Origin of the sequence: Phreatobacter sp. (genome assembly GCF_016793595.1) — a bacterium.
Taxonomy (GTDB): domain Bacteria; phylum Pseudomonadota; class Alphaproteobacteria; order Rhizobiales; family Phreatobacteraceae; genus Phreatobacter.
The window spans coordinates 87,662-111,172 of record NZ_JAEULY010000029.1 but is presented as its reverse complement, the minus strand read 5'-3'; the positions used below and the strand labels follow the sequence as shown (position 1 = coordinate 111,172).

The window sequence follows — 23,511 nt, the reverse complement described above, 5'->3', positions numbered from 1 at the left end:
GGCCGAAGTCCTGATCGACCCGCCGGTATCGGCCGCCGGCCGCTGCTCTACTCCGCCGCGACGCTCATCGTCTTCATCAGCGCGGGATCGTAATTGAGCACCGGCGCGAGCCAGCGCTCGGCCTCCTCCACCGCCCAGCCCTTGCGCTTCGCGTAGTCCTCGACCTGATCGCGCTCGACGCGGCCGACGCCGAAATATTCGCTGTCGGGGTGCGAGAAATAGAGGCCGGAGACCGACGAGCCCGGCCACATGGCGCGGCTCTCCGTCAGCTTCACGCCGATGGCGCGCTCGGCATCGAGCAGGCGGAACAGCGTGTCCTTCTCGGTATGGTCGGGCTGGGCCGGATAGCCGGGCGCCGGGCGGATGCCGCGATACTGTTCGAGGATCAGTTCCTCGTTGGAATAGGCCTCGTCCGGCGCATAGCCCCAGAGTTGCTTGCGGACGATCTGGTGCATGCGCTCGGCGAAGGCTTCCGCGAGGCGGTCGGCCAGCGCCTTGGACAGGATCGAGGAATAGTCGTCCTTCTCCGCCTCGAAACGCTTCGCCAGCGCCTCCTCGCCGATGCCGGCGGTGACGACGAAGCCGCCGACCCAGTCGGCCTTCGTGCCGTTCGGCGCCACGTAGTCCGACAGCGCGATATGGGCGCGCTCGCGGCCCTCGCGGCGGGCAATCTGCTGGCGCAGCGTGTGGAGGCGCGCGACCTCCTGCGTCCGGCCCTCATCGCCGTAGAGCGCGATATCGTCACCGACGGCATTGGCCGGCCAGAAGCCGACCACGGCCTTGGCCGTCAGCCACTTCTCGCCGACGATGCGCTGGAGCATGACCTGCGCGTCCTTGAACAGGGTGCGCGCGGCCTCGCCATATTTTTCGTCGTCGAGGATCGCGGGATAGCGGCCCTTCAGCTCCCAGGTCTGGAAGAACGGCGTCCAGTCGATGGCGCTGACGAGGTCGGCGAGATCGAAATCCTCGAAGACGCGCGTGCCGATGAAGCCGGGCTTCGGCGGCTGATAATCCTTCCAGTCGAGCTTGAGGCCGTTGGCGCGGGCGTCCGCCAGCGGCAGGCGCTGCTTGTTCTGCTCGCCGCGCAGATGCGCCTCGGCGATCTTGGCGTATTCCGCCCTGATGTCGGCGACATAGGCCGGCTTCTGCTCGCTGGACAGCAGCGCCGAGGCGACGCCGACCGCGCGCGAGGCGTCGAGCACATAGACGGTCTGGCCCTGATTGTAGTTCGGGTGAATCTTCACCGCCGTATGGACGCGCGACGTGGTGGCGCCGCCGATCAGCAGCGGCACGTCGAAGCCCTGCCGCTCCATCTCGCCGGCGACATGGACCATCTCGTCGAGCGACGGCGTGATCAGGCCGGACAGGCCGATCATGTCGACGTTGTGCTTCTTCGCCTCGTCGAGGATGCGCTGCGCCGGCACCATGACGCCGAGGTCGATGACCTCGTAATTGTTGCACTGGAGCACGACGCCGACGATGTTCTTGCCGATATCGTGGACGTCGCCCTTGACGGTCGCCATCAGGATCTTGCCGTTGGCCGGCTTCTCGGCGAGCCCCATGTCGCGCTTTTCCTGCTCCAGGAAGGGCTGGAGATAGGCAACGGCCTGCTTCATCACGCGCGCCGACTTGACAACCTGCGGCAGGAACATCTTGCCGGAGCCGAACAGGTCGCCGACATGGTTCATGCCGTCCATCAGCGGGCCTTCGATCACGTGCAGCGGCCGCGCCGACTGCTGGCGCGCTTCTTCGGTGTCCTGCTCGATGAACTCGGTGATGCCGTGGACGAGCGAATGGGTCAGCCGCTCGCCGACCGGCTTCTCGCGCCAGGACATGTCCTTCTTCGAGTCCTGCTGGGCGGCGGCGCCGTCGCCCTTGAAGCGCGCGGCATTGTCGACCATCCGCTCGGTCGCGTCGGGCCGGCGGTTGAGGATCACGTCCTCGCAGAGATCGCGCAGTTCCGGGTCGATCTGGTCATAGACCGGCAGGGCTCCGGCGTTGACGATGCCCATATCCATGCCGACCTTGATCGCATGGTAGAGGAAGACCGAGTGCATCGCGGCGCGGACGGGCTCGTTGCCACGAAACGCGAAGGACAGGTTCGACACGCCGCCCGAAACATGAGCATGCGGCAGGTTCTTGCGGATCCACTCCGTCGCCTGGATGAAGTCGACGCCGTAATTGTTGTGCTCCTCGATGCCGGTCGCCACCGCGAAGACGTTCGGATCGAAGATGATGTCCTGGGGCGGGAAGCCGACTTTCTCGGTGAGAATCTTGTAGGCGCGCGCGCAAATCTCGGTCTTGCGGGCGAAAGTGTCGGCCTGACCGACCTCGTCGAAGGCCATGACCACGACGGCCGCGCCGTAGCGGCGCACCTTCCTCGCCTGTTCGATGAACTTCTCCTCGCCCTCCTTCATGGAGATCGAGTTGACGATGGCCTTGCCCTGCACGCATTTCAGGCCGGCCTCGATCACCTCCCATTTGGAGCTGTCGACCATCACCGGCACGCGGGCGATGTCCGGCTCGGCGGCCATCAGGTTGAGGAAGGTCACCATGGCCTTCTCGGAATCCAAGAGGCCCTCGTCCATGTTGACGTCGAGAACCTGCGCGCCGTTCTCGACCTGCTCGCGGGCGACATCCAGCGCGGCGGAATAATCGCCGTTGGTGATCAGTTTCCGGAACTTCGCCGAACCGGTGACGTTCGTGCGCTCGCCGATATTGATGAAGGACGCGACAGCGGGGGTGGTCATCGGGCACTCACGGGAATGGAAGGAAGTTCGCAGCGCATCACGCCGCGAACTCGAAGGCTTCGAGGCCGGAAAGCCGGAGCTTGGTCTCGATCTGGGGAATAGCGCGCGGCTTCACGCCTTTCACCGCCCTGGCGATGGCGGCGATGTGGTCGGGCGTCGAGCCGCAGCAGCCACCGACGACATTGACGAGGCCGCTCGTCGCGAACTCGCCGACCATGGCGGCCATGGCTTCCGGGCTCTCGTCGTAGAGGCCGAACTCGTTGGGCAGGCCGGCATTCGGATAGGCGCAGACCAGCGTGTCCGCGACCTTCGCGATGGCGGCGATATGGGCGCGCATTTCCTTGGCGCCGAGCGCGCAGTTGAGCCCGATGGAGAACGGGCTCGCGTGCATGAGCGAATACCAGAAGGCCTCGGGCGTCTGGCCGGACAGGGTGCGGCCGGACAGGTCGGTGATCGTGCCGGAGATCATGATCGGCAGGCGCGCACCCTTCTCCTCGAACACCTCCTCGATGGCGACCAGCGCCGCCTTGGCGTTGAGCGTGTCGAAGATCGTCTCGACCAGCATGATGTCGGCGCCGCCATCGATGAGCCCCCTCGCCTCCTCGGCGTAGGCTTCGCGAAGCTGATCGAAGGTGATGGCGCGGAAGCCGGGATTGTTGACGTCCGGCGAGATCGACGCCGTACGGTTGGTCGGGCCGAAGGCGCCCGCGACGAAGCGGCGGCGGCCATCCTTGGCTTCGGCCGTCTTCGCGGCGTTCTTGGCGAGCCGCGCCCCCTCGTAGTTCAGCTCGTAGGCGAGTTCCTCCATGCCGTAATCGGCTTGCGCGATGGAGGTGGACGAGAAGGTGTTGGTCTCGACCATGTCCGAGCCCGCCTCGAAATATTCGAGGTGAATCGCCTCGACCACGTCGGGCCGGGTCAGGATCAGCAGGTCGTTATTGCCCTTGAGGTCGTGGTTCCAGTGCTTGAAGCGCTCGCCGCGGAAATCGGCTTCCGAGAACTTGTAGCGCTGGATCATCGTGCCCATGGCTCCGTCAAGCACGAGGATGCGCTCGGAGGCGGCCTTGGCCAGGGCGGCGAGGACTTCGGCGCCATCGGCATGGCGGGGAGTGAACTGGGTCATCGGGCATGTCCTCCGGAACGAAGGGAATCGTGAATCATCAGGCCGCAACCGCGCTGACGCCGGCCTCCTGCGGGCGCATGCCGAGCAGATGGCAGATGGCGTAGACGAGGTCGGCGCGGTTCATCGTGTAGAAGTGGAAATCGGTGACGCCGCGATCGACGAGATCGAGCGCCTGCTCGGCCGCGACCGCCGCCGCGATCAGCTTGCGCGTCGCCGGGTCGTTCTCCAGCCCCTCGAAGCGGCGGGCGAGCCAGTCGGGCACGCTCGCGCCCGTGCGCGCCGCGAAGCCCGCCGTCTGCTTGAAATTCTGCACCGGCACGATGCCCGGCACGATCGGGATGGTGATGCCGGCATCGCGGGCCCGGTCGAGATAGCGCAGGTAGACGTCGTTATCGAAGAAAAATTGGGTGATGGCGCGCGTCGCGCCCGCATCGACCTTGCGCTTCAGCATCTCGATATCGGTGTCGATGGAACCGCTCTCCGGATGCTTTTCCGGATAGGCCGAGACCGACACCTCGAAATCGCCGATGGCCTTGATGCCCGCGACCAGCTCCGGCGAACCCTCATAGCCGCCGGGATGGCTCTCGTATCTCGTGCCGACGCCGCCGACCGGATCGCCGCGCAGCGCCACGATATGGCGCACGCCCGCCGCCCAGTAGTCGCGGATCACCTCGTCGACCTGCTCCTTCGTCGCTGCGACGCAGGTGAGATGCGCGGCCGGTTTCAGGCTGGTTTCCTTGATGATGCGGGCAACCGTCGAATGGGTGCGCTCGCGGGTCGAGCCGCCGGCGCCGTAGGTCACCGAGACGAAGGCCGGATTGAGCGGCGCCAGGCGCTCGATCGAGTCCCACAGCGTCGCCTCCATCTCCTCCGTCTTGGGCGGGAAGAACTCGAACGACACCTTGAGGCGCGACCGCGAGACATAGCGGCTGGGCTTGTAGGAGGAGGACATCAGGCAACCTCGACGGCTGACACATCCGGCTGGACCGGAAGATCGGTGATGATGCGCGGGTCGCGGCCGACCCAGATGGAAACGGTGAGATCGCCGTCGCGACGGCTGTCGGGTTCCAGGTTCTGGAAGCGGACGGGCTCGAGGCCGGCGGCCTCCATCCAGCCCTCGATCACGTCGCGGGAAAAGCCGAGGCGGCGGTGCGCCTGCGCCTCGCGCAGGAATTCCTGCTCGTGCGGCGCGAAATCGACCACGACCAGACGGCCGCCGGGGCGCAGCACCCGGGCCGCCTCGCGGATGGCGCGCGCGCCATCGTCGAGGAAGTGCAGCACCTGATGGATGATGACAGCGTCATAGGCATCGCGCGGCAAGGCCAGCGAATAGATGTCGCCGGTGCGCACGGAACAATGGCGGATGCCGGCGCGGTCGAGCGCCGCGCGCGCCAGCGTCAGCATTTCCGGATTGGCGTCGATGCCGAGCCCGCGCTCGATCTCCGGCGCGAACAGTTCGAGCATCCGCCCCGTACCCGTGCCGAGATCGAGGAGCGAGCGCACCGGACGGCCGGCAAGAGCATCCCTGACCGCCTTCTCGACCCGCTCCTCCGCGACATGCAGCGCGCGCAGGCGGTCCCAGTCGGCGGCATGGCGGCGGAAGAAGGCCTGCGCCTCCTCCGAGCGCTTGGCGCGCACCTCGGCGAGCCGGTCGCGGTCGCTGGCGAGGATCGGATCGGAGTGGTCGACCAGCGCCACCAGCGCCGCGACAGCCCTGACGCCGGCACCCTCGCCCGCCGCCCGGAAGAAGGCCCAGGAGCCCTCCTTGACCCGCTCGACGAGCCCGGCCTCCAGCAGCAGTTTCAGATGGCGCGAGATGCGGGGCTGGCTCTGGCCGAGGATGTCGACCATATCGGTGACGGTGAGCTCCGCTTCCGCCGTCAGCGCCAGAAGACGCAGGCGCGTCGGTTCGCCGACCGCCCGCAGCACCGCCACGGCATCGTCGAAATCGTGCGCCTTGGAAATCCTCGGGGATAGCGTCGCCACGGGCCTCACTCACATATAAAGATATCTTTATGCCGTTATCGTTTTAGATTCAAGGGGTAGCGCTGCCGCCCACACGCAGGAGGGAGCGTCACACGGAATGTTCTCCTATGATCCGTTTTTGTTCTTGTTTTGATCCAGTGCCAATGATACACATTTCGCCATGGCACCCCCCCTCTCCCGGAAGGACATCGATCTCACCGAACGGCTGAACGCCGGAGGCATGGAGGCCGCCGCCGCCCGTCTGTTCGGTACGCGCACGGCCCGGGCGCTGGACCTGTCGTCGGGCCCTGGCGTCGGCGAGGACCGCCGCCGCGGGCGCGGCGCGCTGACCAACGCTTCCGGCCGCTACGAGAAACAGAGCCGCGAGGCCGTCGATGACGGCTGGGGCACGATCGACGAGCTGCCCGAGCTCGCCACCACCGTCACCGAGGAGAAGGCGCGCCGGATCATCACCCGCAACGATTCGCCGGACCTGTCCTTCGACAGGTCGATCAACCCCTATCGCGGCTGCGAGCACGGCTGCGCCTACTGCTTCGCGCGGCCGACCCACGCCTATATGGGCCTCTCCCCCGGCCTCGATTTCGAGACCCGGCTGTTCGCCAAGCCAAATGCCCCGGACCTTCTGGAAAAGGAGCTCGCCGACCCCGCCTACCAGCCGCGCACCATCGCCATCGGCACCAATACCGACCCCTATCAGCCGATCGAGAAGACCTGGATGCTGACGCGGCGCATCCTCGAAGTGCTGGAGAAGGCCAACCATCCCGTCGGCATCGTCACCAAGAACCACCTCGTCACCCGGGATATCGACGTCCTCTCGCGCATGGCGAAGAAGGGGCTCGCCAAGGTGGCGATCTCGGTGACCACGCTCGACCGCAAGCTGGCGCGCTCGCTGGAGCCGCGCGCCTCGACGCCGCCGAAGCGGCTGGAAGCGATCCGCATGCTGTCGGAGGCCGGCATCCCGACCGCCGTGCTGGTCGCGCCGATCATTCCGGCTGTGAACGACGCCGAGATCGAGCGCATCCTCGACGCCTGCTGGCACATGGGCGCGCGGGAGGCAGGCTATGTGCTCCTCCGCCTGCCGCTGGAAATCCGCGACCTGTTCCGGGAATGGCTGGTCGCGAACCGGCCGGATGCCGCCCGTCACGTCCTCTCGCTGGTGCAGGGAACGCGCGGCGGCAAGGATTATGATTCGACCTTCTTCATGCGGCAGAAGGGAACCGGGCCCTTCGCCTGGATGATCGGCCGCCGTTTCGAGGTGGCGCGCAACAGGCTGGGCTTCAACAAGCGCACGCTGAGGCTCGCCACCGAACATTTCACCCCGCCGCCGCGCAAGGGGCCCGCCGCCGCCGAACAGCTCAGCCTGTTCTAGGAAGCGGGGACGAGGACAAGGACGCGCACATGACCGAAGCCCTGACACCCGCCGCCATCGCGCTGATCACCCTCGGCGTCGCCGATCTTGCCCGCGCGACAGCCTTCTACGAGGCGCTCGGCTTCATCCGCTCGGCCTCGCAGAGCAATGAGCAGGTCACCTTCCTGAAGGCAGGCGGCGTGGTGCTGGCCCTGTTCGGCCGCGCCGAGCTTGCCCATGACGCGAACCTTTCCGACGCGCCGCGCGGCCCTTTCGGCGGCATCACCATCGCCCGCAATCTGCCCTCGAAGGCGGCCGTCGACACGGCGTTCCGGCAGGCGCTAGCCGCTGGCGCCGCCCCCCTCAAGCCGCCGCAGGACGTGTTCTGGGGTGGCTATTCCGGCTATGTCGCGGACCCGGACGGCCATCCGCTGGAACTCGCCTGGAACCCCTTCTTTCCCCTCCGGGATGACGGCGGCATCGATCTGCCCGGGTAGGTTCGAACGGTGGCAGAGACGCGGAGCGGGTGAGAGGCCCGGCCGTTAAGCCTCTGGTCAGACCCGGACGCTAGCAAGCCACCCGGCGCGCCCGTGGAACGTAAGGCCATCCCCCTGGCCCGCCAGCGGCTGACCGGATCGCGGAGCCGGGCCGAGGCGGTCCCTCTGCCGCATCGATATCGCCGCAGCTTGCAACCCGGCGGTTTGGCGGGATCTCCTGAATCGATCCCTGAGGCAGTTGAATCGGAATGTAGCAGCCGGATTCAAATCATCAGCCGCCCACCACAAGCCGCTGATGCGATTCGGGTTTCACCCCTGAATCTGAATCGGAACGGCAAGCCGCGGCACGGCTTGGCAACGCGCGGCTTGCTCCCCGGGGCCGGTTGGGCGAAACCGCGTTCATGACCGCTCCCGTTCCGACCTTCACCCTCGAACGCCGCGCCCTCGCGCAAGGCTTCGCGCCCGTCGCCGGCGTCGACGAGGCGGGGCGCGGCCCGCTCGCCGGGCCGGTGGTCGCGGCGGCGGTGATCCTCGACCCCGACGCGGTGCCGCCGGGTCTTGCCGATTCCAAGGTGCTGGACGAGGCACGCCGCGAAGCCCTCTACGAGGCGGTCATGGCGACCGCGCTCGCCGTCGCCGTCGCCTCCGCCTCCCCTGCCCGGATCGACGCGACCGACATCCGCAAGGCGACGCTCCACGCCATGGCGGCTGCGGTCGCCGGCCTCGCGGTCCCCGCGCGCCATGTCCTCGTGGACGGCCGCGACCTTCCGCCCCTGCCGCTCGGCGTCACCGGCGAGGCGATCATCGACGGCGACGCGCTGGTTCTGTCCATCGCCGCGGCCTCGATCATCGCCAAGGTCCACCGCGACCGGCTGATGCGCCATGTCGATGCGGCGCATCCGGCCTATGGCTTCGCGATCCACAAGGGCTACGGCACGAAGGCGCATCGCGCGGCCATCGCGGCTCACGGCGCCTGTGTCCATCATCGGATGACCTTCGGCAGCCTGAAGAAGCGCTGAGCGCCGCGCGGCTAGAGTCCCAGCGTCTGCCGGATCGTCAGCATGTCCCGCCAGGCGAGCCGCTTGGCGATCGGGCTGCGCAGGAGATAAGCCGGGTGGAGGGTGGCGATGGCGCGTATCTCGCGGCCGCCGGCCTGAAAGGGCATGAGCCGGCCGCGCGATTTCATGATGCCCTTTAGGCCCAGCAACGTCTCGGTGGAGGGCGCGCCGACGCAGACCAGCAGCTCCGGCGCCTTCAATTCGATCTGGCGACGGATGAACGGCTCGCAGATCGCAATCTCCTGCGGCGTCGGCGTGCGGTTTCCCGGAGGCCGCCACGGAATGATGTTGGCAATGTAGGCATTGGCCCGCCGGTCGAGGCCGATCGAGGCCAGCATCCGGTCCAGCAGCTGACCGGACCGGCCGACGAAGGGCTTGCCCTCGACATCCTCGTCGCGGCCGGGCGCCTCGCCGACGAACATGATCCGCGCGTCGCGTGCGCCGTCCTCGAAGACGGTGCGGGAGGCGGTCGCCTTCAGGGCGCAACCATCGAACCCTTCAAGCACCGCCCGCAGCTGGTCGAGGTCGCCGGCCGAACGGGCCGCCTCGCGGGCGGAAACGACGGCGGATTCGGGCGCGGGCGGCGCCCCGGCGGCGCTGACGGGCTGCGGCCGCTGCACGACGGGCGCGGACGGCCGCTCTCCGTCGGGCGCGCGGGTCGCGGGACGGGCCGCCGGGCGAGCCTCTTCCCGGGCCTCGATCTCCGCTTCGCCCTTCGCCAGCCAGTCGGTCGCCTGCTCGTCGATGGCGGCATCGACGCCGGCATCCCGGTAGAAGGCGAGCAAGGCCTCCAGAGCGTCCCTGTCCATGAGTGCGGTCATCGCGGGAGCTTAAGCCACGGCGGGCTGAAAAGCGAAAGGCCGGAGCGCTGCGACCCGCTCCGGCCTTCGGTCTCGACCTGCCTGCGACAACAGGGAGACGTTCCGATCGATCAGCGGCGAACGGGCTGCTGGGCGGGGTTGGCGACAAGAGCCGGGCCGGCGCCGCCGCCGTTCAGCGAGACCCACTGGTTCGGGTCGGTCTGCGCCTGGCGCTTGATGAAGCGGTAGCCGGTCTCGTGCCAGAGCTTCACCTCGTTGGTGAAATTGTCGAGCACGTAGTCGCCGCGGTCGGTGACGACGGTGAGGATGGCGTGGCCGTCGCCGGCAAGATCGCGCACCACGGTGATCAGCAGCGCCTCGCGCGGCACGCCGAGGGCGATGAGGCGGCGCTTCTTCTCCAGCACCAGGTCCTCGCAGTCGCCTTTCCCGTCAACGGGATAGGTCCAGTATTCCTCGACGCCGAAATTCTCCTGATCGGAGACCTGCGCGATCTCGCGGTTCACCGCCAGATTGACGCGGGCGAGCTGGGCGAAAGCGGCGGAGGTCAGCGTCAGGCTGCGCGCCGACGCGGAGCGCTGCGCGCAATCGGCCGGGTTTTCCGAGCAGAACTGCACCCAGCCGATGGGCGGGGTGGAAATGGCGCCCGCAGGCAGCGAGACCGGCCGGCGGCCCGCCTGCTGGGCGGAAGCCTCGACCGACAATCCGCCCGAAACCGCGGCGACAGCGCACACAAAAAACCAGGACGCAAAGCGACGCATGGGTGAAAACCCCTGAACCAACGATGACTGCCCTGCGACCCGGGGTCATTAATCTCCTGTTAATCTTTCCGGCTCAAGTGCGACGTTAATATATCGTTAACGATGGCCCGGCCCGAGTGCCGGGCAGGCAACACCGGCCCCCTCCGAGCGGCGATCAGCCCGATGCGAATGCCGGCGGCACGCCGCCACAGGGGCCTCCCGGTTTGCCGGCGATGCGAGTTCCCGGGCGGCGCGCTAGCGAGCGGCGAGGCCCATCCCCGCGAGTTGCCGGCCGACGACACGGGGATTTCGACGCGCCTGCCGCGTCCGAACATGTGGACCATTTCGGCCAGCAGCACGTCGCCGCTCCGCGTCAGTTCGGCGATCTGGCGCTTCATGGCGAGGCTCGTCACCAGCCAGAGCAGCAGGAAGCAGAAGGCGACCAGCCTGCCCATGATCCCGAAGACCATGCCGAGATTGCGCCCGCCCTCCTTCAGGACGGCGATCGCCGCCGCCAGCGCGAAACCCGCGAGGATGCAGGCGAGAATCCTGCCGCCATCCGGTTGCCGAACAAGGTCCGGTCCTTCGCCGCCTCCCTTCATTGTTGCAGCGCCGGCATATTATATTATGCTCACTGAGCATTATAAGTGTGACAAGGAGCCATGACCGAGCTCGCTTTCATCCTCCTTCCTGTCCTGCTGCTGGCGGTTCCGGTCGTCCTGCTGGTTCGCGCCGCGCGGCGGCCGGGCTGGACCAGGATCGAGGCGCGGATCGTCGCCGCGCGGCTCGGCGAGAACGACACCGGGTCGGTCACGCAGTATTTCCCGGTTCTCTCCGTCGCCTATGTCATTGGCGGCATGGAACAGGTGGCGCTCGACCTGCCGGTCGCACGCGAGAGCCATCCGGATGCAAGGCGCGTCCGGGGCCTGCTCACCGGCCCCTACGGCGTCGGCGCACCGGTCGATATTCTCTGTAATACGCGCAGCCCGGAGCGGGCGTCGATCGCCTGAGGCCGTCGCCCCGGCCGCCGCGCATCGGCGGGCAACCGCGATAAAATGGGCGTCCAGCCGTGCAATTGCCCCCGGGAGGCGCTCGGCCGGCTGCCGGCCTCGGGCCCGGATTTCAGCGCCGGGCCGCTCCGGACATCCGCTCCTTTGCGATATCGGGCCGAAGGCCGCCCCCGACCGCGAACCCTCTCCCGCTCGGCGCGTTGTCATCCCGCGCGGAGCGTGCTTTAGAAAACCAACAAACTCCAGAGTATGGCGCCCGCCCGGCGCTTGAAATCACAAGGGGAATTCGCGATGGCCGAACCTGCCGACCTGCCCGAGCGCGAAGGCATGGACTACGACGTGGTGGTGGTCGGCGGCGGGCCGGCGGGCCTTGCGACCGCGATCCGGCTGAAGCAGCTCAATGCCGACCTGACCGTGGTCGTCGTCGAGAAGGGCTCGGAAGTCGGCGCGCACATCCTGTCCGGCGCGGTGATCGATCCTGTCGGCCTCGACAAGCTGCTGCCGGAGTGGCGCAGCGATCCCGACCGGCCGCTGAAGCAGGAAGTCACCGACGACCGGTTCTATTTCCTCGGCCATTCCGGCGCGCTGCGCCTGCCGAATTTCGGCATGCCCGGCCTGATGAACAACCACGGCAATTTCATCGGCTCGCTGTCGAACGTGACGAAATGGCTGGCGGCGCAGGCCGAGGCGCTCGGCGTCGAGATCTATCCGGGCTTCGCGGCGGCGGAAGTGCTGTTCGACGACAAGGGCGCGGTGCGCGGCATCGCCACCGGCGACATGGGCATTGCCCGCGACGGCGAGATCACCGACCGTTTCACGCGCGGCATGGAGCTGCGTGGCAAGTACACGGTCTTCGCCGAGGGCGCCCGCGGCCACCTGACCAAGCAGCTCATCAAGCGCTTCAAGCTCGACGAGGGCCGCGAACCCGGCAAGTTCGGCATCGGCCTGAAGGAAATCTGGCAGGTGAAGCCGGAAAACCACAAGCCAGGCCTCGTCCAGCACTCGTTCGGCTGGCCGCTCGACATGAAGACCGGCGGCGGCTCGTTCCTCTATCACGCCGAGGACAACCTCGTTTACGTCGGCTTCGTCGTGCACCTCAATTACGAGAACCCGACGCTCTCGCCCTTCGACGAGTTCCAGCGCTTCAAGCAGCACCCGATGGTGCGCCCCGTTCTGGAGGGCGGCAAGCGCCTGTCCTACGGCGCGCGCGCCATCACCGAGGGCGGCTGGCAGTCGGTGCCGAAGCTCGCCTTCCCCGGCGGCGCGCTGGTCGGCTGCGCTGCCGGCCTCGTCAACGTGCCGCGCATCAAGGGTTCGCATAATGCGATCCTCTCGGGGATGCTGGCGGCCGAGCACCTCAGCGAGGCCATCGCGGCCGGTCGCGAGCACGACGAACTGGCGGCCTACGAGAATGCCTGGCGGTCCAGCGCCATCGGCAAGGACCTGTGGACCGTGCGCAACGTCAAGCCGCTCTGGTCGAAGTTCGGCACGATCGGCGGCGTCGTCCTCGGCGGCATCGACATGTGGATCAACTCGCTGTTCCGGTGGTCGCCCTTCGGCACGCTGAAGCATGGCAAGGCCGACTTCCAGACGCTGAAGCCCATCGATCAGGTGAAGCCGATCGTCTATCCGAAGCCGGACGGGGTGATCTCCTTCGACAAGCTGTCGAGCGTGTTCATCTCGAACACCAACCACGAGGAGGATCAGCCGATCCACCTCACGCTCAAGGACCCGTCGGTCCCGATCCGTGACAACCTGCCGAAATACGGCGAGCCGGCGCGGCTCTACTGCCCGGCGGGCGTCTACGAGGTGGTCTATGCCGACCCGGAGGCGAAGACCGACCCGAAATTCGTGATCAACGCGCAGAACTGCGTCCACTGCAAAACCTGCGACATCAAGGACCCCGCCCAGAACATCAACTGGGTGACGCCGGAAGGCGGCGGCGGCCCGAACTATCCGGGCATGTGAGACAATCAGCGAGGGGCGCCCACCGGCGCCCCTTCTGCTTTTCGGTGCCCCGTCAGGTCCGGTTGATCGACACGCCGCCCTCGACCGGCAGGGCCGCGCCGGTGACGAAGCTCGACGCGTCGGAGGCGAGGAACAGCGCGGCCTCGGCGATCTCGTCCGGCTCGGCCAGCCGCTTCAAGGGGTAGAGCCCTTCGACGAAGGCGCGCATTTCGGGCGTGCTGATCACCTGCCGGCCCATCGGCGTGTCGGTGCCGCCGACGATCAGGACATTGGCGCGGATCTTCTGCGGACCGTACTCGGCCGCCAGCACCTGCATCAGGCCGATCAGTCCCGCCTTGCTCGCCGCATAGGCCGCCATGCCGGGAAAACCGACCGTGTGGCCGACGAAGGACGAGGTGAACAGGATCGACCCACCGCCGCGCTCCATCATGGCCGGCACCTGATGTCGCGCGCAGAGGAACGAGCCGGTCAGGTTGACGTCGATGGCGTCCTGCCAGCCGGCCAGCGAAACGGTCGCGGCCGGCCCCATCTCGCCAAGCGCGCCCGCATTGTTGAAGGCAATGTCGAGGCCGCCGAACCGCTCCCGCGCGATGGCGACCGCTTCTTCCGCCACCGCTTCGTCGGCGACGCTGCCCGCGAGCACCGCGATCTCGCCGCCCGACGCGACGACCTCGCCGGCCAGCCTGTCGAGCCCTTCCCGCCCGCGCGCCACCGCCACGATCCGCGCGCCTTCAGCAGCGAAGCGGATCGCCGCCGCCCGGCCGATGCCGGAACTCGCGCCTGTGACGATCGCAACCTTGTCCCTGAGCCTTGCCATGTCCTGCTCCTGTCATGCGGCGGCCATCCGCCACCGAGGAGCGCGACATGCAGGATCGGGCGGCCGGCCGGCCACCCGATCCCTCCACCCGATTTCCAGGCTTGATCCGGTCCTAGCGCGAGACCCGGTACAGGACCATGCGGTGGCCGTTCTGGCAGCGCGTGGAGAGCCGGTCGGGCGTCTCGACCGTCACCGCGCAGCGCGAATAGGGCATCGGCCGGCCGTTGTCGCAGACGCCGCGGAAGTTGATATGCGACGTGCGGCCGGTCCAGCGGCCGCGCCCCTCGGTGCCGCAGCGGCCTTCCCCCGAGTGGCGAAACAGTTCGCGCGCGATCAGGATCGCGCGCTGGCTGCGAATCTCGACGCCGGGCTGGCCGCCCGGCCGGGCGGCCCACTGCCCCGTGAAATCCTCGATGCGGTGACCGCCGCCGGCCTGCGGCGGGCGTTGCTGCTGGGCCGACGCCATATCCGGCAGGGCGATCAGCACGGTGGCGGCGAAGGCCGCGGCGGCGGAACGAAACGTCATGGCGGTGATCCCTCGGGATTTGCCGGCCATCGTAGAGGGCGGCTTGCGGCGAATCCGTGTCAGCGACACTAACCCGCCCTCCGCGCGCATGACAGCAGCGCGGCTGGCCACACCCGGATGGCCATGCGGGCACGGCGTGATAGGCATCGGCTTTCGCCCGCGAGAGCGCCATGCCGACAAGCCTCACCATCACCGAACTGACCGAACGCTTCCCCGACTTCCGCGTCGCCGTCCTCGTCTGCGACCACCTCGCCATCCCCGCCGTGCGGCCGCCGGAGCTCGATCGGCTGATCGCTGAGCGCGAGGCCGCGGCGCGCGCCCGCTACGGCGGTTCGGAGCTTGCGGAGATACCCGGCATCGCGGCCTGGCGCGCCGCCTACAAGGGCTTCGGCATCAAGAAGACCAGCTACCGCTGCTCGGTGGAACGGTTGATGAAGAACGCGCTCGCCGAACGCCCCCTGCCCGCCATCAACCCCTTCGTCGACGCATACAACGCCGTCTCGCTCGCGGCCGTCGCCTGCGTCGGGGCGGACGACCTCGGCAAGGCTGAGGGCCCCTTCGCGTTCAGATATTCCCGCCCCGGCGACAGCTTCATCGACATGGCGGCGGAAGCCGGCGAGGACCCCAACGATCCGCCCAAGGACGGCGAGGTCGTCTATGCCGGCGCCGCGCACGTGCTCTGCCGGCGCTGGAACTGGCGGCAGGATGCCCGCTCCATCATCACGCCGGCGACCTCGCGCGCGATCCTGACCATCCAGACCAATGGCTGGGGCGACCTCGACGCGGCGGTGGCGGATGCGCACGACCTGATCGGCCGGTTCTGCGGCGGGCGTGTCTCGGTCGCCGTCGCGGACCGGAACAGTCCGGCCGTCACGGTCGTTTGAGACAAGCCGCGCAGAGTTGCGCCGGACGACCATCGCCGGATGGGCCCGGTGCCCCATATGCTGCTAGCCTAGCCTTGTTCACCCCCGGAGGAGAATGACATGAACCGCACTGCGAGCGCCGTCTGGACCGGAACCGGCCGCGACGGAAAAGGCAGCCTGACCACCCAGTCGGGCGTGCTGGATGCGACGCCCTATTCCTTCACCACCCGCTTCGAGAACGAGAAGGGCACCAACCCCGAAGAGCTGGTCGCCGCCGCCCATGCCGGCTGCTTCACCATGGCGCTCGCCTTCGCGCTGCAGCGCGAGAACCTCACCGCCACCGAGCTGAAGACCGAGGCCGTGGTGACGGCCGAGAAGGATGCCGTGGGCTTCAAAGTGTCCAAATCGGCGCTGAAACTGACCGCCAAGGTGCCCGGCGTCGACAAGGACAAGTTCGGCGAGATCGCAAAGGCCGCGAAGGAGGGCTGCCCGATCTCCCGTCTGTTCAATGCCGAGATCACGCTGGACTGGACGCTGACCTGAGGCGAGGAGCTTCAGTATAGGCGCGCCCCGCACCGCCGCGATCCTTCTCCCTCTGTTGGGAGAAGGTGGCGCCGGCAGACGCCGGACGAGGGGCGGCCGTGTCATGCCCCTCACTCGCCCGCGGCGCATGCGCCCTCTCCCGCATGGGGAGAGGGTTTGCGCAAAAAGCTGCCGCGCTGAGCGAGAGACAAGGGCGAGCGGGAAAGATCGGCGCGTGGTGACCGCGCCCCGATCTCCCCCATCCCACTGAGATTTTTCCTCAAATCGGCCCGATCCGTTAAACCGCCCCTCATCACTTGGCCCGCATCATCTCCGGCTGTTGCGTTACGCCGCGAGGGGCCATGGCCGACAATGTCGCGATGAATTTCCGCAAGAAGCGGGGCCAGCCGGCGGCCGCCGAGCCGAAGGGCGAGGACGGGCTGTCGACAATCTGGCTCGTGGTCGCGGCGGCGGCGATCGGCTTCGCGGCCTATGCCTTCGTCTCGCAGGGGGGCATCGGCGGGGGCCTGTTCGGCCTCCTGCGCTCGACGCAGGCGCCACCGGCCGCGAGCGCGCCGCCGGCCGCCGGACCGCGTGTCATCGCGGTGGTGCCGGGCGTGCGCGAGATCGAGGGCGGCGGCGTCACCGGCATGTCGCTGCAGGGAACGCAGGGCCTGTCGCTGAGCTACGTGCCCGTCGGCCCGGTGGTCATGCGCATGGACAAGTCCTTCGTGGAGGTCGACGGCCAGCGCCTGATCGTCCCGCCCATCGGCCAGCAGCGAACCGGTCGGGCCGTGCTCGACCATGCCATGAAACTGTCCAACGACCTGCGCGGCCTCGCCTTCACGCCTTGCGACCGCAGCCTGCGCTATCTCGCCGCCGCCAACATCAATCTGTTCGTGGCCTCGTTCATGCCGCTGCGCGCGCCCATCGACAGCCGCGCCGCCGCCAACACTTCCTTCTGGTCGCGCACCGAGGCGAGCACCGTTCGCCGCACGGTCCACGAACTCGCCGAGAAGGGCGCGCTCGCCCCGTTCGATTTCGGCATCGACACCTCGCCCGAGGTGAAGGGCCTGTTCGAGGGCGTGCGGCTCGGCCAACCGGCCTGCGGATAAACTATTCGTCAGCGCGATTCGCCGCGGTTTTGCCGGAATTGCGGAGCGATATGCCGCAATGCATCATGCGGGGCAGGAGGGATTCATGCCGCCAGTTCTGATGGGGGCCGCCGTGGCGGCCGTTGTGATCGCGACCTTCATCCTGGTCCGCCGCAGCCTGACGCTGCAGGCGCGCCCCGTTCGCGCCGAACAGCCGATCCGTCGCCTGCGCCGCGATCCGGTCACGGGCGAGTACCGCCCCTACTGACGGCGGTTGACCCCCTCGCACCCTGACTTTAAGGGTCGGCGCGCACCTTGCCGCAGGCCGCCAGACCCATGTCCGTTTCCGACCTTCCCGCCCATATGCGGCCCGAACGCTCGTTCCAGGGCCTGATCCTGACGCTCCATTCCTATTGGGCGGACAAGGGCTGCGTGATCCTGCAGCCCTATGACATGGAAGTGGGCGCCGGCACCTTCCACCCCGCGACGACGCTGCGCGCGCTGGGACCGAAGCCGTGGAACGCCGCCTATGTGCAGCCCTCGCGCCGCCCGAAGGACGGCCGCTACGGCGAGAACCCCAATCGCCTCCAGCACTATTACCAGTATCAGGTGATCCTGAAGCCGAACCCGCCGAACCTGCAGGAGCTCTATCTCGGCTCGCTGGAGGCTATCGGCCTCGACCACAGGCTGCACGACATCCGCTTCGTCGAGGACGACTGGGAGAGCCCGACGCTCGGCGCCTGGGGCCTCGGCTGGGAGGTGTGGTGCGACGGCATGGAGGTGACGCAGTACACGTACTTCCAGCAGGTCGGCGGCATCGAGTGCGATCCGGTGTCGGTCGAGCTCACCTACGGGCTCGAGCGCCTCGCGATGTATCTCTTCGACAAGAAGAGCGTCTACGACCTGCCGTTCAACGATCCCGGCAGCCGCGCGCCGATCCTCTATCGGGAGGTCTTCCACCAGGCCGAGGTCGAGTACTCGAAGCACAACTTCGAGCATGCCGACGTCGCGATGCTGCTGCAGCACTTCAAGGACGCGGAGAAGGAATGCGAGGCGTTGCTCGGTGCCAAGCTGGCGCTGCCCGCCTACGACCAGTGCATCAAGGCGAGCCATCGCTTCAACCTGCTCGATGCGCGCGGCGCGATCTCGGTCGCCGAGCGACAGGCCTATATCGGCCGCGTGCGCGCGTTGGCGAAGGCCTGCTGCGAGCAGTGGCTGGAGAACCAGTCGTGAGCGCCTCCATCGCGTCGTCGCGGCGAGGGGCCTCGCGTCATGGCTGAGCTCCTCATCGAGCTGCTGAGCGAGGAGATCCCCGCGCGCATGCAGGCGCGCGCGGCCGACGATCTCAAGCGCCTCATCACCGACGGCCTGAAGGCCGCCGGGCTCGCCTGGACCCGCGCCGACGCCTATGCGACGCCGCGCCGTCTCGCCCTCGTCGTCGACGGCCTCCCCGCGGCGACGCCCGACCGCAGCGAGGAGATCAAGGGCCCGCGCGTCGGCGCGCCCGACCAGGCGGTGCAGGGGTTCCTGCGCAAGGTCGGCGGCGGGCGCACGCTCGCGGACTGCGAGAAGCGCAGCGACGGCAAGAGCGAGTCCTGGGTGTTCGTGAACCGCGTCGCCGGCGAGGCGACGACGGCGACCGTTGCGCGCGCGCTCGGCGAGACGGTGAAGGCCTTTCCCTGGCCGAAGTCGATGCGCTGGGGCGCGCTGCGCCAGAACTGGGTGCGCCCGCTGCAGGGCATCGTCGTGCTCTTCGACGGCGTCGTCGTGCCGCAGTCGATCGACCTCGGCGGCGCCACCAAGACCTTCGGCAACGCGACGGTCGGCCACCGGTTCCTCGCCCCGGCCTCGTTCGCTGTGAAGAACTTCGCGGACTATCGCGACCGGCTGCGCGCCGCCTTCGTCATCCTCGATCCCGCGGAGCGGCGCGCCGAGATCGAGCGCCAGGCCAAGGCCGCGGCGGCGACGGCGGGACTGGCGCTCAAGGACGATCCCGGCCTGCTCGACGAAGTCGCGGGCCTGGTCGAGTGGCCGGTCGCGCATGTCGGCACGATCGACGCGCCGTTCATGGAGCTGCCGGGCGAGGTGCTCTCGACCTCGATGCGCACGCACCAGCGCTACTTCACGCTGCTAAAGCCCGACGGGACGACGGCGCCGCGCTTCGTCGTTGTCGCCAACATGAGGACCGAGGCGGCCGGCACGGCCAACATCGTCGCGGGCAACGAGCGGGTGCTGCGGGCGCGGCTGTCCGACGCCAAGTTCTTCTGGGACCAGGACCGCAGGGCGCGGCTCGATTCACGCGTGCCGGCGCTGAAGGAGCGCACCTTCTACGCCAAGCTCGGCACGATGGAGGACAAGGTCGTCCGGCTGCAGGCGCTGGCCGCCGCGCTGGCGCCGATGATCCCCGGCTGCGAGCCGGCGAAGGCCGAGCGCGCCGCGTTCCTGGCCAAGGCCGACCTGTCGACCGGGATGGTCGGCGAGTTCCCCGAGCTCCAGGGAATCATGGGCCGCTACTATGCCAAGGCCGACGGCGAGGACGCCGCGGTGGCAGAGGCGATCCGCGAGCACTACCAGCCGCTGGGTCCCGGCGATTCCTGCCCGAGCGCGCCCGTCTCGATCGCGGTGTCGCTCGCCGACAAGCTCGACACGCTCGTCGGCTTCTTCGCCATCGGCGAGAAGCCGACCGGCTCGAAGGATCCCTTCGCGCTGCGCCGCGCGGCGCTCGGCGTCATCCGGCTCGTCGTCGAGAACCGGCTGCGCATCGGGCTCGAGGGCGTGTTTGCGAGCGTGCACCGGCTCTTCGCGAACCAGCTCGGGTCCGCGGTCGCTGGCAGCGCGCCGACCAGGGACCTTGTCGCCTTCTTCGCCGACCGACTGAAGGTCGCGCTGCGCGAGCAGGGCGTGCGCCACGACTTGATCGACGCGGTCTTCGCGCTCGGCGGCGAGGACGATCTCGTGCGGCTGCTCGCGCGCGTCGATGCGCTCAAGGGTTTCCTGGGCGGCGACGACGGCCACAACCTGCTGGTCGCGTTCCGGCGCGCCTCGAACATCGTCGCGATCGAGGAGAAGAAGGACAAGACGACGCATGGCGGCGCCGTCGCGCCGGGCGATCTCGTCGCGCCGGAGGAACAGGCGCTGAATGCGGCGCTCGATGCTGCCGGGCCGGTCGTCGCGGCGGCACTCGCGCGCGAGGACTTCGCGGCGGCGATGACGGCGCTTGCGGGGCTGCGCGGGCCGGTCGACGCGTTCTTCGACAAGGTCACGGTTAACGATTCGAATCCCGGATTGCGCGCGAACCGCCTGCGGCTCCTGTCGCGCATCCGCGCGACGCTGGGGCAGGTGGCGGACTTCACGCGGATCGAGGGATGAGCGTGATGTCCCGGCCGGGCGCGTCGTCGTGCCGCGGCCTGCCGGCTGATTCCGGCGGTGTCGGACGCGGCGCCTACTTCCCAATTGGCGCTGACAAAACCCGATCCGTCCCGGTAACAACTTGGGCGCGAATCCGGTCTGAGAACAGGTGACGGCGATGGCGGCGAATTGGGTCTACGGCTTCGGCGATGGGCGCGCTGAAGGGCGCGCCGAGATGAAGAACCTTCTTGGCGGAAAGGGCGCCAACCTCGCCGAGATGAGCAATCTCGGCCTGCCGGTGCCGCCGGGTTTCACCATCACCACCGAGGTCTGCACCTACTACTACGCCAACGATCGCAAGTACCCGGCCGACCTCGACGGCCAGGTGAAGGCCGCCCTCGCCGAGATCGAGCGCATCGTCGGCCGCAGCTTCGGCGACCGGAACAACGCGCTGCTCGTCTCGGTCCGCTCGGGCGCGCGCGCCTCGATGCCGGGCATGATGGACACCGTCCTCAATCTCGGCCTCAACGACGACACGGTCGAGGGCCTCGCCGCCTCGTCGGGCAATCCGCGCTTCGCCTGGGACAGCTACCGCCGATTCATCCAGATGTTCGGCAACGTCGTGCTCGACATCGACCATCACCATTTCGAGGAGCTGCTGGAGCAGCTCAAGGACGAGCGCGGCGTCCATCTCGACACCGAGCTCGATGCCGACGACTGGAAGGCGCTGGTCGGGCGCTACAAGGAGATGGTCCAGGGCGAGCTCGGCAAGCCGTTCCCGCAGGATCCCCGCGAGCAGCTCTGGGGCGCCATCGGCGCCGTGTTCGCGAGCTGGATGAACCAGCGCGCGATCACCTACCGCAAGCTCAACGGCATCCCCGAGGAGTGGGGCACGGCCGTGAACGTCCAGGCGATGGTGTTCGGCAACATGGGCGACGACTGCGCCACCGGCGTCGCCTTCACGCGCGACCCGTCGACCGGCGAGAACATCTTCTACGGCGAGTACCTTGTGAACGCGCAGGGCGAGGACGTCGTCGCGGGCATCCGCACGCCGCAGCAGCTCACGATCAAGGGCAAGCAGAAGCAGAAGTCGAAGATGCCGGCGATGGAAGAGGTCATGCCGGCCGTCTTCGCGCAGCTCGCCGACGTGCGCACGCGGCTCGAGCGCCACTACCGCGACATGCAAGACATCGAGTTCACCGTCGAGCGCGGCAAGCTCTATATGCTGCAGACGCGCAACGGCAAGCGGACCGCCGCCGCGGCGCTGCGGATCGCGGTGGCGATGGTCAAGGAAGGCCTCATCGACAAGGCGACCGCGGTCAACCGCATCGATCCCGCGGCGCTCGACCAGCTGCTGCATCCCACGCTCGACCCGAAGGCGCCGCGCGTGTCCTTCGCGCGCGGCCTGCCTGCCTCGCCGGGTGCCGCCTCGGGCGCCATCGTCTTCACCGCCGACGAGGCCGAGCGCCGCGCCAAGGACGGCGAGGCGGTCGTCCTGGTGCGCGTCGAGACGAGCCCCGAGGACATCCACGGCATGCACGCCGCCAAGGGCATCCTGACCACGCGCGGCGGCATGACCAGCCACGCCGCCGTCGTCGCCCGCGGCATGGGCCGCCCCTGCGTCGCCGGCGCGGGCGAGGTTCGAATCGACTACCAGGCCGGGCACATGACCGTGCGCGAGAAGGTCGTGAGGCTCGGCGAGAAGATCACGCTGGACGGCTCCACCGGCGAGGTGTTCGTCGGCGAGGTGCCGACGATCCAGCCGACGCTGTCAGGCGACTTCGCGACGCTGATGGAATGGGCCGACGGGTTCCGCCGGCTCAAGGTCCGCACCAACGCCGAGACGCCGCTCGACGCGCGCACCGCGCGCGAGTTCGGCGCCGAGGGCATCGGGCTGTGCCGGACCGAGCACATGTTCTTCGACCCCGAGCGCATCCTGGCGGTGCGCGAGATGATCATGGCCGAGGACGGCGCGGGCCGTGCCCGTGCGCTCGCCAAGATCGAGCCGATGCAGCGCCAGGACTTCAAGGCGCTGTTCGACATCATGGCCGGCCTGCCGGTGACGATCCGCCTGCTCGATCCGCCGCTGCACGAGTTCCTGCCGCAGCGCGAGGAGGACTACGCCGAGCTCGCGCGCATCGCCGGCAAGGACATCGCCGCGATCAAGGCGCGCGCGCAGCGCCTGCACGAGTTCAATCCGATGCTCGGGCATCGCGGTTGCCGCCTGGCGGTGACCTATCCCGAGATCTACGCCATGCAGGCGCGCGCCATCTTCGGCGCCGCGGTCGACGTCACGCGCGCCGGCGGCAAGGCGCCGCTGGTCGAGGTGATGATCCCGCTGGTGGCGACCCGGCGCGAGCTCGACCTGATGCGCGATCTCGTCGCCAAGGAGCATGCCGCGATCAAGGCCGCGACGGGCGCGGACGTCGCCTACCAGCTCGGCACGATGATCGAGCTGCCGCGCGCGGCCCTGCGCGCCGGCGAGATCGCCGAGACGGCGGAATTCTTCTCCTTCGGCACCAACGACCTGACCCAGACGACCTTCGGCCTCAGCCGCGACGACGCCGGCGCGTTCCTCGACGCCTACGAGAACGCCAAGATCATCAGCGTCGATCCCTTCGTGAGCCTGGACCAGGACGGCGTGGGAGAGCTGGTGCGCATCGCGGCCGAGCGCGGCCGCGCGACGCGCGGGAAGCTCAAGCTCGGCATCTGCGGCGAGCATGGCGGCGATCCCGCCTCGATCCGCTTCTGCGCGAAGGTCGGTCTCGACTACGTGTCGTGCTCGCCCTATCGCGTGCCCATCGCCCGGCTCGCCGCGGCACAGGCCGCGCTGGCGACGCCGGACAAGGCGGTGGCCAAGGCGCCGACCCGCGGCACGGCGAACGACGAGCGCCATCGCCGCGTGCTGCTCGCCGCCGGCCGCCGCTCGGCCTCGGGCCGCGTCTCCGTCGGCAAGTCCGCCACGCGCGGACCGGTCAAATCCGTGAAGCCGCGGCCATCGGCGGCGAAGACGGCAGCTGCGAAGCCGGCTGCCGCCAAGCCG

18 protein-coding genes and 2 pseudogenes are annotated in these 23,511 nt (G+C 68.5%); 12 read left to right on the top strand and 8 right to left on the bottom strand.

Annotated features, from left to right (window positions below; all coding sequences use genetic code 11):
• Nucleotides 1–47: 47 nt before the first annotated feature.
• From metH to JNK84_RS22790, 3 genes and pseudogenes are all read right to left on the bottom strand, one after another.
• Nucleotides 48–3,873 (bottom strand): annotated as a pseudogene (gene metH, locus JNK84_RS22800) (methionine synthase).
• Nucleotides 3,874–3,910: 37 nt separating this feature from the next.
• On the bottom strand, nt 3,911–4,825 hold the full coding sequence (metF, locus tag JNK84_RS22795; RefSeq protein WP_293428514.1) for a methylenetetrahydrofolate reductase [NAD(P)H]: 915 nt from the start codon (nt 4,823–4,825) through the stop codon (nt 3,911–3,913).
• The gene (locus JNK84_RS22790) at nt 4,825–5,859 is read right to left on the bottom strand and encodes an ArsR/SmtB family transcription factor (protein ID WP_293428513.1); all 1,035 of its coding nucleotides are present in this window, start codon (nt 5,857–5,859) and stop codon (nt 4,825–4,827) included. Before JNK84_RS22790 ends, metF begins: the two co-directional genes overlap by 1 nt.
• 220 nt (nt 5,860–6,079) lie before the next feature.
• Here JNK84_RS22790 and JNK84_RS22785 point away from each other — a divergent pair, with 220 nt between their 5' ends.
• From JNK84_RS22785 to JNK84_RS22775, 3 genes are all read left to right on the top strand, one after another.
• The gene (locus tag JNK84_RS22785) at nt 6,080–7,228 is read left to right on the top strand and encodes a PA0069 family radical SAM protein (protein ID WP_293428641.1); all 1,149 of its coding nucleotides are present in this window, start codon (nt 6,080–6,082) and stop codon (nt 7,226–7,228) included.
• 29 nt (nt 7,229–7,257) lie between these two features.
• Nucleotides 7,258–7,704, top strand: a complete 447-nt coding sequence (locus JNK84_RS22780) for a VOC family protein (RefSeq protein ID WP_293428512.1) — start codon at nt 7,258–7,260, stop codon at nt 7,702–7,704.
• A 401-nt stretch (nt 7,705–8,105) separates the two neighbouring features.
• Complete coding sequence (locus JNK84_RS22775; protein WP_293428511.1) at nt 8,106–8,723, top strand: ribonuclease HII; 618 nt, start codon at nt 8,106–8,108, stop codon at nt 8,721–8,723.
• Nucleotides 8,724–8,734: 11 nt separating this feature from the next.
• Here the strand turns inward: JNK84_RS22775 and JNK84_RS22770 are convergent, their stop codons facing one another.
• From JNK84_RS22770 to JNK84_RS22760, 3 genes are all read right to left on the bottom strand, one after another.
• On the bottom strand, nt 8,735–9,583 hold the full coding sequence (locus JNK84_RS22770; RefSeq protein ID WP_293428510.1) for a uracil-DNA glycosylase: 849 nt from the start codon (nt 9,581–9,583) through the stop codon (nt 8,735–8,737).
• 110 nt (nt 9,584–9,693) lie between these two features.
• Complete coding sequence (locus JNK84_RS22765) at nt 9,694–10,341, bottom strand: transglutaminase-like cysteine peptidase (protein ID WP_293428509.1); 648 nt, start codon at nt 10,339–10,341, stop codon at nt 9,694–9,696.
• A 59-nt stretch (nt 10,342–10,400) separates the two neighbouring features.
• Nucleotides 10,401–10,922: a hypothetical protein gene (locus JNK84_RS22760; protein ID WP_293428508.1), complete on the bottom strand. Its 522-nt coding sequence runs from the start codon at nt 10,920–10,922 to the stop codon at nt 10,401–10,403.
• A gap of 60 nt (nt 10,923–10,982) precedes the next feature.
• Here JNK84_RS22760 and JNK84_RS22755 point away from each other — a divergent pair, with 60 nt between their 5' ends.
• Together JNK84_RS22755 and JNK84_RS22750 are read left to right on the top strand one after the other, a co-directional pair.
• The gene (locus JNK84_RS22755) at nt 10,983–11,330 is read left to right on the top strand and encodes a hypothetical protein (RefSeq protein WP_293428507.1); all 348 of its coding nucleotides are present in this window, start codon (nt 10,983–10,985) and stop codon (nt 11,328–11,330) included.
• 291 nt (nt 11,331–11,621) lie between these two features.
• Complete coding sequence (locus tag JNK84_RS22750) at nt 11,622–13,298, top strand: electron transfer flavoprotein-ubiquinone oxidoreductase (protein ID WP_293428506.1); 1,677 nt, start codon at nt 11,622–11,624, stop codon at nt 13,296–13,298.
• A 52-nt stretch (nt 13,299–13,350) separates the two neighbouring features.
• On the opposite strand, the gene JNK84_RS22745 is transcribed toward JNK84_RS22750, so the two are convergent.
• Nucleotides 13,351–14,115, bottom strand: a complete 765-nt coding sequence (locus JNK84_RS22745) for an SDR family oxidoreductase (protein ID WP_293428505.1) — start codon at nt 14,113–14,115, stop codon at nt 13,351–13,353.
• A gap of 112 nt (nt 14,116–14,227) precedes the next feature.
• Complete coding sequence (locus JNK84_RS22740) at nt 14,228–14,641, bottom strand: hypothetical protein (protein WP_293428504.1); 414 nt, start codon at nt 14,639–14,641, stop codon at nt 14,228–14,230.
• Between the two features lie 170 nt (nt 14,642–14,811).
• Between JNK84_RS22740 and JNK84_RS22735 the strand changes: the two genes are divergently transcribed.
• From JNK84_RS22735 to ppdK, 7 genes and pseudogenes are all read left to right on the top strand, one after another.
• Nucleotides 14,812–15,525 carry a B3/B4 domain-containing protein gene (locus JNK84_RS22735; protein ID WP_293428503.1) on the top strand — a complete coding sequence of 238 codons (714 nt, stop codon included), beginning with the start codon at nt 14,812–14,814 and terminating at the stop codon, nt 15,523–15,525.
• Nucleotides 15,526–15,624: 99 nt separating this feature from the next.
• Nucleotides 15,625–16,047, top strand: coding sequence for an OsmC family protein (locus tag JNK84_RS22730; RefSeq protein WP_293428502.1), 423 nt, complete (start codon nt 15,625–15,627; stop codon nt 16,045–16,047).
• A 341-nt stretch (nt 16,048–16,388) separates the two neighbouring features.
• Nucleotides 16,389–17,141, top strand: a complete 753-nt coding sequence (locus tag JNK84_RS22725; RefSeq protein ID WP_293428501.1) for a hypothetical protein — start codon at nt 16,389–16,391, stop codon at nt 17,139–17,141.
• 85 nt (nt 17,142–17,226) lie between these two features.
• Nucleotides 17,227–17,388 (top strand): hypothetical protein, encoded by a 162-nt coding sequence (locus JNK84_RS22720; protein WP_293428500.1) that lies wholly within the window; start codon nt 17,227–17,229, stop codon nt 17,386–17,388.
• Nucleotides 17,389–17,456: 68 nt separating this feature from the next.
• Complete coding sequence (locus JNK84_RS22715; RefSeq protein WP_293428499.1) at nt 17,457–18,353, top strand: glycine--tRNA ligase subunit alpha; 897 nt, start codon at nt 17,457–17,459, stop codon at nt 18,351–18,353.
• A gap of 39 nt (nt 18,354–18,392) precedes the next feature.
• Complete coding sequence (gene glyS, locus JNK84_RS22710; protein WP_293428498.1) at nt 18,393–20,489, top strand: glycine--tRNA ligase subunit beta; 2,097 nt, start codon at nt 18,393–18,395, stop codon at nt 20,487–20,489.
• Between the two features lie 157 nt (nt 20,490–20,646).
• Nucleotides 20,647–23,301: pseudogene (gene ppdK / locus JNK84_RS22705) on the top strand (pyruvate, phosphate dikinase); the annotation flags it as partial.
• Nucleotides 23,302–23,511: the final 210 nt, after the last annotated feature.